Raw genomic sequence first — 13029 nt, forward strand, 5'->3', positions numbered from 1 at the left:
ATGGACGCCCTGGACCGGAAGATTCTTACTGAACTGCAGCTGGACGGCCGCCTGACGGTGACCGAGCTCGCCGCCCGCGTGAAGCTGAGCGTCTCGCCCTGCCACCGCCGCTTGCGCGACCTCGAGCGAGAGGGCGCGATCCGCGGCTACCGCGCGGTCGTCGACCCGGCCGCCCTCGGTCTGGAGTTCGAGGCCCTGGTCTTCGCCACCTTGCGCTGGTCGGACAGCGACACCGTCGACGCCTTCGAGGAGGCCGTGGCCGCGGTGCCGCACGTGATCCAGGCCCAGCGCCTGTTCGGCGAACCGGACTACCTCCTGCGCGTCACCACCGCCGACCTCGTGGCCTTCCAGCGGCTCTACGACGAGCGGCTGGCCAAACTGCCGGGCGTCCAGCGTCTGACGTCCACCCTGGTCATGAAGAACGTCGTCCACGACCGCCCGCTGCCGGAGTAGCCGTCAGCGCGGGACGGCCACCAGCGCCATCGGCAGGGCCCACCGTCGAAAGTCGACCAGCGACCGCAGCAGCTGAAGCCGGCCGCCGTGCACGGCCAGCTCGTAACGCCCGCAGAAGTCCCGCCGGTATCCGCCGGCCGACACCTTCTGGCAGGCGACCGGCCCGCCGTCCAGGTTCAAGGCCAGGCGCAGGTCGAGCCCGGCACGGGGAAGGAACGCGGCGAGCGAGGGCAGGGAGAAATACGCGTCATGGGTGGTGCCGACGATGATCCGCCCGGCGCCGTCCTGCCCGAGGAAGCTGCGGTTGGCCAGCCATCGTTCGTCCGCTCCCCCGGTCCGGCCGCGTCCGTCGGCCCCCAGCAGCATCGGATAGGACACCATCGCCTGGCTCGCCCCGTCGGTGACCCTCCGCCAGTCGAGACCGGCGAGGTCCACCAGACGGGCGCCATCCCCGCCGACCACGAACGCACCGTGGGTGGCCTGGTACGACGCGGGGCCGAGCCGGCGGCCGTCGCTGACCACGGGCGTGTCCGGCGGCCCGTCGTGGGCGTAATAGCTGCCGTTGACGACCAGCGACGCTCCCGTGGCCGCCATCCAGCCGCCGACGTCCCGGTCGCCGGCCGCGCGGTTCAGCACCCGGAACCGGTAGCGGGCCGGGTCGACCCGGCTGAGCAACAGCGCGTCCACCGGTCGCCCGCCCACCCGGACGGGCAGCTCGGCGACCTCCAGCCCGGCGGCGACGTGGCGCCAGCGCACCGGTTCGGCCGCGTCAGGCGTGCGCTGCCTGGCCAGCGACAGCTTGATCCCCGGAGACAGCCGACGGTCGTCCGGAGCGACATCGACCCAGATGCTGGCGCCGCGACGCAGCATCACGTTGACGCCGTACCAGCCACCCTCCCCGTACGCCACCGTCCCCGCCAGCAACGCCACGAGGACCGGTGCCAGGGCCAGCGCGACGAGCCACCGCCATCGCCGCGGCCACCGCCACGGTCGCAGGATCCCCCGCCAAGGACGGCCCGGCTCCGACTGCTCCCCCGCCATCCAGTGGATCATGCCAGACCAGCCTCATCGCCACCACGAGAACACCAGCCCGGACGCGCCCCTCATCAGCCCGTTGCTCCCGGTTTGCTAGACGGAGGATGCTCCGCTTATCTTAATCGGAGGATCCTCCAGTTCGAGGTGCTCGCCCAGTCGGGCGGCGTACCGGCGCGAGGAACAGCGATCGAGAGCCTTCAGGGGCTGTGAGTGAGGCAGGACCATGTCGAGCGTTCTCAGTGGCACGGTCGCGCTGGTGACCGGCGCGAGCAGCGGCATCGGGGCGGCCACCGCGCGCGCCCTGGCGGCGGAGGGCGCCGCGGTCGCGGTCGTGGGACGGCGCCGCGACCGGCTGGACGAGGTGGCGGGGGACATCACCGCGGACGGCGGTTCGGCGCTGACAGTCCAGGCCGACCTCACCGACGCGGCCCAGGCCGCCGGAGCGGTACAGCGCGTGGTGAGCGAACTCGGACGCCTGGACACCGTCGTCAACAACGCCGGGCTCATGCTGACCGGGCCCGTCGCGGACGCCCCCGCCGACGAGTGGGAGCGCATGCTGGCGATCAACGTCAACGCGCTGCTGGAGGTCACCCGCGCCGCCCTCCCCCACCTCCGCAAGGCCGCCCAGGACTCCCCGCGCCGCGTCGCGGACCTGGTCAACATCAGCTCGACGGCCGGTCGTGTCGCACGCCCCGGCACGGCCGTCTACAACCTCACCAAGTTCGGCGTCAACGGCTTCACCGAGGCCCTGCGCCAGGAGGTCATGCGCGAGCGCGTACGGGTCAGCGTGGTCGAACCCGGCACCGTCGACACCGAACTCGGCTCGCACATCCGCGCCGGAATCCGCGAACAGATCGCCCGGATGACCGAGGACCTGGAGATGCTCCGCCCCGAGGACATCGCCGACGTCGTCACCTACATCGTCACGCGTGACCGGCGGGTGGCGGTCAACGAGATCCTCGTTCGCGCCGCCGAACAGACCTGGTGACGAGGCCGCCGACCGTCGCCGACGGGAGTCGGCGGGCGATGGCCGCGGCCTGGTGGCCGCGACCATCGGGGGAGTCAGTCCTGCGGCGTGGTCTCGGCCTGCCTCCTCCGCGCGCGTACGGTCGCCGGCCTGCTGGACGGGCTGAACAGGAAACACAACAGGACGGCGGCCACGAGCACCACCGCGCACGCCACGAGGGCGGTGTGCATCGCATTGACGAAGCCGGCGGCGAACGCGTCGGTGGTGACACGCTCGTACAGACCGGTCGTGGCGGGGCTCAGGCCGCCAGGCGGCGTGGGCGGACCGTAGTGTCGCGCGGCGTCGACGCTGTCGCCGATGAACCGGGCGCGCAGGCTCTCCGGCAGCCAGGCGCGCTTCTCTGCCTCGCCGCGCAGGGTGGAGGAGAGGCGGGCCGACAGCAGGGCGCCCAGCACGGCGGTGCCGAGGACGCCGCCGACCTGCCGGGTGGTGCTGGAGACGCCGGAGGCCGCCCCGGCCAGCCGCGGATCGACGCCGTCCATCGTGGCCTGCTGCAGTGGCGCGAACGTGGCGCCACCGGCGATCCCGATGATGGCCAGACCGGGCAGCAGGCTCCACGCGCCGCTGGTGGGGCCGGCCACGGCGACCAGCACCAGCAGGCCGATGGCCAGCAGCGTCATCCCGGCCATCAGGACGTACTTGCCGCCGAACCGGTCCGACAGCCGTCCCGCGTACGCCGAGCCGACCGCGGTGAGCACGGCGTTCGGCAGCACCACCAGGCCCGTCTCCAGCGCCGAGTATCCGCGCGCCATCTGCAGGTACAGCACCACCACGAACATGATGCCGATCATGCCGAGCTGGAACACGAACCCGACCCCGTTACCGACCGCGAAGTTGCGCGCTCCGAACAGGGCCGGCGGCATCAGGGGCTCGTCCCGCCGCAGATGCTGCCAGAGCACGAACACCGCCAGCAGCACGACGCCCGCGACGATGACCGAGGCGATGCTGACCGGCCCGGCGATGGTGCCCCAGTCATAGCGTTCTCCCTCGATAAGGCCGAACACGATGCCGCTCAGCCCGGCGGTGGCCAGCGCCACGCCGACCAGGTCGAGCCGGTGGGTGCGGCCCGAGCGCATGGGCGGCGCGAGGGTCAGCGCCAGCACGGCGGTGACGATCCCGATCGGGACGTTGACGAAGAAGATCCAGCGCCAGCCGAGGTGGGCGAGCAGAAGGCCGCCGGCGACCGGGCCGACGATCGGGGCGAAGCCCACGATCGCGCCGAACAGGCCGAACGCGCGGCCGCGCAACTGCGGAGGGAAGATCGTCAGGATCGACGAGATGACCTGGGGGAACAGCAGCGCCCCGCCCAGCCCCTGCAGCGCCCGGGCGGTCAGCAGCCGGCCAGGTGAGTCGGCCAGCCCGCACAGCGCCGAGGCGATGGTGAAGGTGATGACGCCGATCACGTACAGCCGGCGGTATCCGAAGATGTCCCCCAGTCGCCCGGTGGTGATCAGCGGCACCGAGAAGACGAGCAGGTAGCCGTCGACGACCCACAGCACCTGGTCGTACGAGGCGCCGACGCTGTGGATCAGCGTGGGGATGGCGACGTTGACGATGGATCCGTCGAGCAACGACATGAAGAAGCCGATGCACATGATCCCGAGAACCAGCCACGGACGCTGCGTGGCGGATTTCTCGGTGGATTTGACTTCCGGCACTCCGGAGCCCTCCCTGAGGAACCGGCTGTGCTGGATGGTGACGCGGACCAGGCCGCTGACGCCAGAACACGATCCCTGGCAGATCCCCGCACGTCGCCACCACCACAGAACACCCTTTTCCAGGATGTGGTGAGCGACTTCCACCTTCCCCACGTCATCGGGACCCGGGTGAAGCTGGTTGGCGAGGCGCAAAGGCCCAACGGTGAGAAGTCGGTTCGGAGATTAACACAGCGGGCTGGTCACCGAGCGCAAGAGCGGCCGCGAGCGCCACCACCGGCTCGAGGCCGGGCCGCTCGTCGAGCTCCAGGACTGGCTCCACCCGTACGAGCGGTTCTGGCGTGAGCGACTGACGGCCCTGCGCAACGTCCTGGACGAGGAGAACCCGTGACCGACCCGAACGACCCGTACGCCATCCACGTCGACGAATACCTGCTACACCCGCCCGCCAGGGTGTGGCGAGCGCTGACGGATCCCGACCTGATGGCCCGCTGGCTCATGCCCAACGACTTCAAGCCGGCCATCGGCCACGCCTTCACCTTCCGCGCCGACCCCATCCCGCAGGCCCTGGTCTCGCGCCGGTTCATGGGCAGCGGCTGGCCGGGCGTCCTCGCTCGGATCACCAAGGTGATCGACGAAACACTCGTCTGACCGCCGGCTCGTAACGACGATTTCCAGGGGTGTGCAGCGGTCTGTCAGGCTGCTGCCCTACGGTGTGCCGGCATGAACGTCCGATCCACCGCCACCTCCCGACGGCCCGACGAAGACGCCCTGAACCTTCCCGCCGCGTGGAGAGAGCGCCGGCATCCGCGGCGGGGCGACGCGCCGGTCGCCGCGGTGGACGAGCACGCGCCGCGCACGCTCCTCTCGCCAGAGGCCCGTGCCGAGATCGAGCAGGTGCTCCGCGCCCCGGGGTCCGATCCCGAATTGGCCGATCGGGGGCTCGCCCACCTTCACGGCGCCCCGAACCCGCTGGGCGCGGCGGTGGGCGCGTCGATCAAGGTGCACCGGTCCGTCGGAGGGGTCGCCTGGCCGTTCGCCGACGCCTGGGTCGCCGACCATGGCCTGCCGTTCGCCGCCTGTGCGTACGCCGAGTTCGGTTCCGCCGCCGTCGAGTCGACCCCCGGCACCGGGGAGCTCCGGGTGGTCGCCGCCTCACGTTACGGCCGGCACACGCACGCCTGGTGGAGGGACGAGTACGCGTCGCGCCGGCTCCGCACCCGGCTGGCCGCCGCCGACGACGAGGTTTACGCCGAGGCCGTGGAGCGGCTCGCGGGCTGCCGGCGCGACCCCGCACAGCGGGCCGTCGTCTCCTACCTTGTGCCGGACCGGCGCGACTGGGTGGACGAGTGCTGCGCCGCCCCTCCGGACGATCCGATTCGATGGATGCTGCTGCTCGCCTTGAGCTCGGCCGACCAACTCGCCGCGCTCGGCGACCGGGTGCCGCCACGATGGTGGGACTTTCCCACGGGCGTCGTCGCCACCATGGTCGACGGGCTCGGTCCGGCGATGGCGCCGCTGCTGACCGATGCCCTGGACCAGGACCTCTCCGTGCCCGAAACCCGCACGATGCTCGGCGCGCTCGCCCTGCTGCCGTCGGACGAGGCGTTCCAGGCCCTGGTGGACCGCGTCGGCCGCAAGTACGTCCAGCCCGCGCTGCTCGGCGCGATGAAACGCTTCCCGGTCCGCGCGATCCGGCTGCTCGCCCCCGCGACCCGCGGATCATCGCGCGCGGCCGGGCTCGCCCGCGAGCTGCTGGCCGGGCACCTGCTGGCCGCTCCGGCGCGTACGGCGGCCGCGCTGCCGGATCTACCGCCCGACGTCCGTTCCGTCATCGAGTCGCTCACCGCGGCGAACACGCGGGCGCCGGACGCCCCGGCCGACGCCCTCCCACCGGTGCTGGTCACGCCACCGTGGACCCGGAGGCGCACGCCGCCGGAGCCCACCGTCCTGGCCGGGCTGACCCCGCCCGCCCGACAGGCGGTGACCTGGGCCGACGGCGAGCGGGAGCGGTGGGCGGAGGCCACGCCGGGCACCTACGGGTACCAGCGTCGCGAAATCGCGATCAAGGCCATCGAGGAGTACCGGGCCGGAAGGACGACCGACCGCGACCCCGCGCTCTTCGTATGGGGCCCCGAGGAGTTGCTGCGACCGCTGGTCGGGAGCTGGCGACCCGGGCACCTTGCGGGGGCGGCGACGTGGATGCCGGCTATCGTGGCGCGGTTCGAGCTCGACGCCCTCTCTCTCGCGCTGTACGCCGCCCGGTCGAACCCGTCCGGCGCCGCGGCCGTTCTCCTGCCGTTCCTGGACACCGAGGCCGCGCTGCTGGCGGCCGGCTGGCTGGCGCGGCTGAACTCGGTGCGCGAGGCCGCCGCCAACTGGTTCGGGCGGCACGGCACGGACGCCGTGCCCTACCTCGTGCCGGCCGCGCTCGGCGAGCCCGGAAAGCGGCGGAAGGACGCCGAGGGCGCCCTTCGTCACCTCGTGTCCGAGCACGGCGCCGATGCGATCGTGGCCGCCGCACGCGTGTGCGGGGACGAGGCCGCACGCGCGATCGAGCGGTTCCTGGCGGTCGATCCGATGGAGCTCCTCCCGGACCGGATGCCGGCGATCGGGCGGTGGGCCGGGTCCGAGTTGCTCCCGCAGGTCCGGCTGCGCGACCGCACGCGGGCGCTGCCGCGCGAGGCGACCGCCCACCTCCTGACCATGCTCGCGATATCGAGGCCCGCCGCGATGTACCCGGGGATCGGGCCGGTCCGCGAGGCCTGTGACCCGGCCTCCCTGGCGGAGTTCTCCTGGGCGCTGTTCCGTAGCTGGCAGGCGGCCAGCGCGCCGGCCCGGGACGGCTGGGCGCTGACCCAGCTCGGCTGGCTCGGCGACGACGAGACGGTGCGGCGGCTCGCACCGGTGATCCGGGCCTGGCCGGGCGAGGGTGGGAATGCCAAGGCGGTCAAGGGCCTGGACGTGCTCGGCGAGATCGGCACCGACGTCGCGCTGATGCACCTGAACGGAATCGCGCGGACGGTGCGGTTCCCGGCGCTCAAGGCGCGGGCCCGGGAACGGATCGATGAGGTCGCCGCACGGCTGGGGTTGACGCCCGAGCGGCTCGCCGACCGGCTGGTGCCGGACTTCGGGCTCGACCCCGACGGGACCCTCATCCTCGACTACGGGCCCCGGCGGTTCGTCGCCGGTTTCGACGAACAGCTCCGCCCGTACGTCACCGACGAGCACGGCAAACGGCGCAAGACACTGCCGAAACCCGGAGCCAAGGACGACCCCGAGCGTGCTGGGGCGGCGTACCGAAGGTTCGCCGGGCTCAGGAAGGACGTCCGCACGGTCGCCGGCGACCAGGTCCGCCGGCTCGAGACCGCCATGGTGGCCCGGCGCCGCTGGACGCTCTCCGAATTCCGGGACCTGTTCGTCGCACACCCACTGACCTGGCACATCACGCGCAGGCTGGTATGGATCGCCGAGGACGGCGACCGGACGACGGCGTTCCGGATCGCCGAGGACCGCACCCTTGCCGGCATCACCGACGGCGCGCTGGACCTGCCCGGACCGGCCACGATCCACATCGCGCACCCTGTCGACCTCGGCCGCGACCTGCCGGCCTGGTCCGAGCTGTTCGCCGACTACGAGATCCTGCAGCCCTTCGGACAGCTCGACCGGACCGTGCACACCCTGACCGAGGACGAGCGGTCGAGCGGCCGGCTGGAACGCTTCGAGGGACGCACGATGCCGATCCGCGGCGTGCTCCGGCTGATCCGGCGCGGCTGGGAACGGGGAGAGCCGCAGGACCGCGACGTCACGCGCTGGATCTCCCGGGAGATGGCGGCCGGCCGTCACCTGGTGGTCGGTCTCGATCCGGGCATCGTGGCCGGGGCCGGTATCGACGACCCCGAGCAGAAGATCCCGCACGTCCGGCTCGACGGTCCCTCCTGCGACCCCCTGGACCCGGCGATCATCTCCGAGGTCCTCGCGGACCTGACCGAAGCGTTCGAGGAGACAGCGTCAATGATCGTGTGACCGGTGGTGGTGGAGCCTTCCAGAAGCCCCGGGCCTTTACATAGTAAGTTCGGCGTGGTGAATCGAGGTGATCAGTCGTTCACGAGGTCGCGGCCGGCGCTCCAGTCCTCATGGGCGCGGCGGACGCGACTCCACAGGGCCGCCCGCGCGGCGGTGTCCAGATCGGGCAGCGCCAGTCCGAACAGGTCGGTGAGCACGGCGTACCACTCCTCCTGGGAATCCAGCACGCGCTTCCGGTCCGGGCCGGAGCCGATCCGCCGTAGGACGCACCCGGTGAGCGCGTCGACGCCGTCGGCGTCTCGCCGCAGAACGGTGCACGTGCGCACGTATCCGGACTCCGGCGACGTCGACAGGTGGTGATGCCGGTCGAGGAACTCCCCCACCACCGCCGTCCGCAGACCGAAGTCCATGCCGATGAACGAGCCGCGGGGGTCGTGGTCCAGCCGCCACCCGCCGGGTTCGACCTCCGACGGACGCAGCCGGAACCGGAACGGCCCCTGGACGTACTCCCCCGTGCGCAGCGGAAGCGGCTCGTGCAGCCCGTCGCCCAGCCCCGCGTCGACGAGCCACCGCCCTTCCGGGCAGTCCTCGGCGGGCAGCCCGCGCACGGTGAGCGCCAGGTGGTTGGCGAGCTGCACGCCCGGGGGCTCGGGGAAGTGCCGGGCCTGCACACCCGCCCGATGCCAGGACACGTCGTACCCCAGCGCGCCCAGCAGGAGGGAGAACGCGCCGTTGAGGTGGTAGCAGTATCCGCCGCGGCCGGACACGATGCGCTCCGCGGAGTCGTACGGGTCGATCGACGTGAGCCGGCCGAGCTGAACGTCCAGCGCCTCATAGGCGACGCGCTCGACCTGCGCGGCGTGCAGAGCCCGCAGGCCGGTGACGCTCGGCGGTCCGGGGTCGGCCAGACCGAGCCGACGGAGATATTCCGACACGTCGAACCCGGTCATGTCGCCCACCCCCGCCGCGCATCATAACTCCCGGCCGATCACTCGACGGGCGGAAGCATCAGAGCGGTCGCCGGCGGCCCCGCACTCAGAGCGTCATCCCGGTACGCGTCGAGGCGTGGTCCCGGATCGCCTGGGCCAATTCCGCCTCATGGGTGAGGTGAGGATGGTGGCCCGCTCCGTCGATCGTCGTCACCCTCGCCCGTGCGCCGAGCCGGTCCACCAGCGCCCGGCCCTCGTCGGTCAGTCGGTCCTCGGCTCCCACGACCACGTGCACGCGTCCCGGGTAGCGCTCGAGCCCGGCGCGAAGCTCGCCGCGCCACCGCTCGCGGGCGGCGTCGGCCAGCAACCGCGCGACGTGGGCGGCGACGCGCCCTCGGTGCAGGTCCTCGACGCTGGAGGCGAGTTTCTCCGCATGGGCGGCGTCCCCGGTGAGCAGCCGCGACAGGGCCTCGGGACCCACCCGGCCGAGATACCAGCGGCTCACCGGCGCGACCCGGACGGCGAGCCCGGCGCGTGCCTGCAGGAAGAAGGGCGACACCAGGGTGAGTTGCTCGACCAGCTCCGGGTGCGCCACGGCGGCCCGCACAGCGGCGGCGGCGCCGATGGAGTGACCGACCAGGTGTACCGGCCCGGTCTCCTCGACCAGAGCGGTCGACCAGGCGGCCAGGTCACCTGGACGACCGGCGCTCATTCCGAGGCCCGGAAGGTCGACCACGCGCGCGTCGCCGAGCGCGCCGCCGACCGGCGCCCAGGTGTCGGCGTTGACCGGCAGGCCGGGCAGTACCAGAGTCCGGGCGCCCGGCTCGCCGATGCCGAACGTCCGTACGCCCGCGTGCAGGGTGAACCGCCGCGCGGGTCGCCGGGCGGACACGGCGCCGAACCGGTGAGCGGCCAGGTGGTCCGCCCACCGCAGGATCGACTCGGTCGTGCCGGGGAGTTCGAGCCCGTGACGTTCGGCGAACGCGCGGGCCGGTCCGGTGGGATACCGGTCGGACGACAGGAAGGTCAGCGTCTCCCTGTCCGCCTTGGTCAGCGCGGTCGGCAGGCGCCGGACCAGCGACACGGGGACCCTCAGCCGCGGGACCTTCACCTGGTAGTGCCGGCCCACGAGCGAGAGAAGGTCCGGCAGCGGCGGAGTGTCGTCGTCCAAGACCCAGTACGCCTCCCCCTGGGCGGCCGGATCCTCCGGGAGCAGCGTCATGAACCGCGCGAGGTGGTCGACCGGAACGACGGGGACGAACGTCCGCGCGTCCCCGGGCAGCGCGGCGACCGAACCGTGCCAGATATCCCGCAGGCTCGCGGCCAGCCCGAGCTGCTGGTCGGACTCACCGCTCGCACTGACCCCGATCACGGCGGAGGGATTGACGATGGACCATGGCACGCCCAACCGGTCGGCGTCGGCCTGGACGACGGCGTCGGACTCGACCTTGGACGCCTCGTACGCGCCGAGGCGCTGATACGTGCGCCGCACGACCTCCTCGCTCCACGGCACCGTCGCGGGGCCCTGCCCTCCCACGCGGTAGCCCGAGACGTGCACGAGGCGCCGCAGGCGAGGCAGCCGCGCCGCGAACGCCACGATCGCCTGGACGCCGTCGACGTTGGCGTGACGCGCCTCCTCGACCGTCATGCCCCACCGGTAGGCCCCCGCACAGTTGTAGACGTCGGTCACGTCCTTCCAGTCCGACGCGTCGCCTTCGAGCAACGCGGAAGCGTCGAAGTCGACACGGACGCAGGCGGGAACGGCCCGGCACCCGCGCTCGGCGAGCCAGTCCCGCAGGCCGGGAGCGGACCCGCTGTCGCGGATCGCCGCGGTGACGCGAACCCCGGTCTGGTCCAGCGCGAGGATCAGGTGCCGGCCGATGAATCCGGTGGCACCGAAGACGAGAGCGTGCGGCCCGTTCATGAGTTCCCCTCCGCGACGCCGGCGGGCGGCTGGTCGACAAGATCTCCGAATACCTGGGCGGCGCTGCGCAGCGCCTCCACATCACGCCGGGCACGGGACACGATCATCGCGCCCTCCAGGCCGCTGACCACCGTCGTGGCCAGACTGCGCGCCGTGGGACGCGGGTGACCGAGGCCGACGAGGTACTCGGTCACCGGCGCGATCCACGACTCGAAGGCGACCGCGCAGGCCGTGCGCAGCCGCTCGCTGTGCGCGCCCATCTCCAGGGCGACCACGGAGACCGGGCAGCCGAGCTGGAAGTCGCTGTCGGCGAGGAGCCCGATCAGGACGTCGACGACGCGCCGGAGAAGGTCTCCAGGGCTCGGGGCCTCGCCGGCGATCTCGGCGAAGAGTGTGCGGAACCGGTCGGCCGCCAGCTCGACGGCCCTCTCCCCCAACGCCTCCTTGCCCTCCGGGAAGTGGAAGTAGAGCGACCCCTTCGGTGCCCCGGAGTGCTCCACCACCGTGTTGAGACCCGTGCCGCTGTAACCGCGTGCCTGGATCAGCTCGAGCATCGACTCCACCAGCCGCGCGCTGGTCCGCTCACCTTTGGTGATCACGAGGGCAAGAATAGACTGGTCTACATATTTTCGCCAGCCAACGTCCTTTACAAAGTAAGTTCCCGGTAGGCCGCACGGTCGCCTCGGGGTGCCAGGTCCTGGCGCCCCGAGGCGAGCCTCCCGTCACCCGGGCAGAAGGGTCAGCAGTCCGCGCACCGCGCTGCGGCGGAAGGTCGCGAAGTCGTGGCCGCCGGGCGCCTCGTGGAAGGTCACGTCGTTGCCCTTGGCGGTCAGGACGGTCCGCAGGTGCCGGTTGGCGGCCCGCTGGTCGACGCCGGGAGACAGCGGGGACGCGCCGGTCTCCAGCCGGCCGACGTCGATCCAGAACCGGACCGGCTTGTACGGCGCGGCGGCGAACCGCCGGGTCAGCCACTCGGGTTCGTCGTCCATGCCCCACCCGCCCGGACCCGGCCGGTAGCCCCACCAGTGGCTGCCCGACGTCGACAGCACCGCGGTGAACACGTCGGGGCGTTCGTACGCGGCGAAGGCGGCGGCCAGCCCGCCGAGGCTGTTGCCGCCGACGATCACCTCCCCCGTCAGCGGGTAGTGCGACCGCAGCAGCGGCAGGAGTTCGTCGGTGAGCATCCGGGTCGTCGCGGAGTGGCAGGCGAGCTCGGTCATGCGGGCGGTCATACCGTCCGGCGGATTGTCGACGAACGCGACCACCGCCGGGGCCATCGCACCGCTCGTGATCAGCTTGTCCACGGCGACGTGGAGACGCGCCACCGACAGCCACGACTCTCCGTCGAGCAGGATCAGCAGTGGATGCGGCCCCTCCCCCGGCGGCGCGTACACCGACACGGTCCGTTCGTTGCCGAGCGCCTCGGAGACGAGACGGTGCCCGGTCACAGGAGGCTCGGCGCCGTCGAACCAGGGCGCCGGCTCCAGACCGGGCAGCTCCAGCACCGAGTCCCATTGCTCCGGCGGCGCGGAGTCCACGCCCGCGATCTTGGCGGCCTGCGGGAACAGCCGGCGCGGGTTGAACGGGTCGGCGAACGACCGGTCCCGCGCCTCGGCCACCAGCCGTCCCAGCAGCGCCAGGTCGGTCTTGTCGGCGTCCAGGAACGGATCGTCGACCAGGTACTGGTACACCGTGGTGACGCCGCGCGGGGCGAGCACGCTCAGGTACCAGACGTCCGTGCCGTCGACGTGCCGCATCGGATGCGACATCGCGTTGCGGTCCTCGAACAGTTGCGCGCCGCGTACCGAGACCTGCCGCTGCGGCCCGATCCACACGAACGTCACCAGCACGTCATCGCCGCCGGCGTCCTCGACGAGCGGCCCGCCCACCGCTCGCAGGTCCGCGGTCAGGCGCTCCACGTCCCGCGTCCGGCGGAACTCCTCGATCCGGGCACTCTGCACAGCATTCATCACGAAGTCC

The 13029-nt window shown here is 72.2% G+C and carries 10 protein-coding genes; 4 read left to right on the top strand and 6 right to left on the bottom strand.

Translation table 11 applies throughout. The features are described from left to right. Positions 1 to 453: an Lrp/AsnC family transcriptional regulator gene (locus tag ACYVF7_RS29110; RefSeq protein WP_460347025.1), complete on the top strand. Its 453-nt coding sequence runs from the start codon at positions 1 to 3 to the stop codon at positions 451 to 453. A gap of 3 nt (positions 454 to 456) precedes the next feature. Here the strand turns inward: ACYVF7_RS29110 and ACYVF7_RS29115 are convergent, their stop codons facing one another. Further along, on the bottom strand, positions 457 to 1494 hold the full coding sequence (locus ACYVF7_RS29115) for a phosphodiester glycosidase family protein (protein WP_460347027.1): 1038 nt from the start codon (positions 1492 to 1494) through the stop codon (positions 457 to 459). A 217-nt stretch (positions 1495 to 1711) separates the two neighbouring features. Between ACYVF7_RS29115 and ACYVF7_RS29120 the strand changes: the two genes are divergently transcribed. Next, complete coding sequence (locus tag ACYVF7_RS29120) at positions 1712 to 2476, top strand: SDR family NAD(P)-dependent oxidoreductase (RefSeq protein WP_460347029.1); 765 nt, start codon at positions 1712 to 1714, stop codon at positions 2474 to 2476. A 74-nt stretch (positions 2477 to 2550) separates the two neighbouring features. On the opposite strand, the gene ACYVF7_RS29125 is transcribed toward ACYVF7_RS29120, so the two are convergent. After that, on the bottom strand, positions 2551 to 4173 hold the full coding sequence (locus ACYVF7_RS29125; protein ID WP_460347031.1) for a DHA2 family efflux MFS transporter permease subunit: 1623 nt from the start codon (positions 4171 to 4173) through the stop codon (positions 2551 to 2553). A gap of 384 nt (positions 4174 to 4557) precedes the next feature. On the opposite strand from ACYVF7_RS29125, the gene ACYVF7_RS29130 reads away from it, so the two are divergent. Together ACYVF7_RS29130 and ACYVF7_RS29135 are read left to right on the top strand one after the other, a co-directional pair. Continuing rightward, positions 4558 to 4821 carry an SRPBCC family protein gene (locus ACYVF7_RS29130; protein ID WP_460347033.1) on the top strand — a complete coding sequence of 88 codons (264 nt, stop codon included), beginning with the start codon at positions 4558 to 4560 and terminating at the stop codon, positions 4819 to 4821. Positions 4822 to 4893: 72 nt separating this feature from the next. Continuing rightward, positions 4894 to 8196: a DUF4132 domain-containing protein gene (locus ACYVF7_RS29135; RefSeq protein WP_460347035.1), complete on the top strand. Its 3303-nt coding sequence runs from the start codon at positions 4894 to 4896 to the stop codon at positions 8194 to 8196. A gap of 71 nt (positions 8197 to 8267) precedes the next feature. Here the strand turns inward: ACYVF7_RS29135 and ACYVF7_RS29140 are convergent, their stop codons facing one another. From ACYVF7_RS29140 to ACYVF7_RS29155, 4 genes are all read right to left on the bottom strand, one after another. Next, positions 8268 to 9146, bottom strand: coding sequence for an arylamine N-acetyltransferase family protein (locus ACYVF7_RS29140; protein WP_460347037.1), 879 nt, complete (start codon positions 9144 to 9146; stop codon positions 8268 to 8270). An 85-nt stretch (positions 9147 to 9231) separates the two neighbouring features. Then, the gene (locus ACYVF7_RS29145) at positions 9232 to 11049 is read right to left on the bottom strand and encodes an alpha/beta fold hydrolase (protein ID WP_460347039.1); all 1818 of its coding nucleotides are present in this window, start codon (positions 11047 to 11049) and stop codon (positions 9232 to 9234) included. Beyond that, on the bottom strand, positions 11046 to 11648 hold the full coding sequence (locus ACYVF7_RS29150) for a TetR/AcrR family transcriptional regulator (protein WP_460347041.1): 603 nt from the start codon (positions 11646 to 11648) through the stop codon (positions 11046 to 11048). The genes ACYVF7_RS29145 and ACYVF7_RS29150 overlap by 4 nt, the downstream gene beginning before the upstream one ends. A 123-nt stretch (positions 11649 to 11771) precedes the next feature. After that, positions 11772 to 13019, bottom strand: a complete 1248-nt coding sequence (locus ACYVF7_RS29155; RefSeq protein ID WP_460347043.1) for an alpha/beta hydrolase-fold protein — start codon at positions 13017 to 13019, stop codon at positions 11772 to 11774. Between the last annotated feature and the right edge of the window lie 10 nt (positions 13020 to 13029).

Source organism: Actinoallomurus acanthiterrae (assembly GCF_054775715.1).

What these genes read in the sequence shown, in the direction of transcription:
- ACYVF7_RS29110 (WP_460347025.1), top strand. Translation starts at nt 1, where the DNA reads ATGGACGCCCTGGACCGGAAGATTCTTACTGAACTGCAGCTGGACGGC.
- ACYVF7_RS29115 (WP_460347027.1), bottom strand. Translation starts at nt 1,494, where the DNA reads ATGGCGGGGGAGCAGTCGGAGCCGGGCCGTCCTTGGCGGGGGATCCTG.
- ACYVF7_RS29120 (WP_460347029.1), top strand. Translation starts at nt 1,712, where the DNA reads ATGTCGAGCGTTCTCAGTGGCACGGTCGCGCTGGTGACCGGCGCGAGC.
- ACYVF7_RS29135 (WP_460347035.1), top strand. Translation starts at nt 4,894, where the DNA reads ATGAACGTCCGATCCACCGCCACCTCCCGACGGCCCGACGAAGACGCC.
- ACYVF7_RS29140 (WP_460347037.1), bottom strand. Translation starts at nt 9,146, where the DNA reads ATGACCGGGTTCGACGTGTCGGAATATCTCCGTCGGCTCGGTCTGGCC.
- ACYVF7_RS29145 (WP_460347039.1), bottom strand. Translation starts at nt 11,049, where the DNA reads ATGAACGGGCCGCACGCTCTCGTCTTCGGTGCCACCGGATTCATCGGC.
- ACYVF7_RS29155 (WP_460347043.1), bottom strand. Translation starts at nt 13,019, where the DNA reads ATGAATGCTGTGCAGAGTGCCCGGATCGAGGAGTTCCGCCGGACGCGG.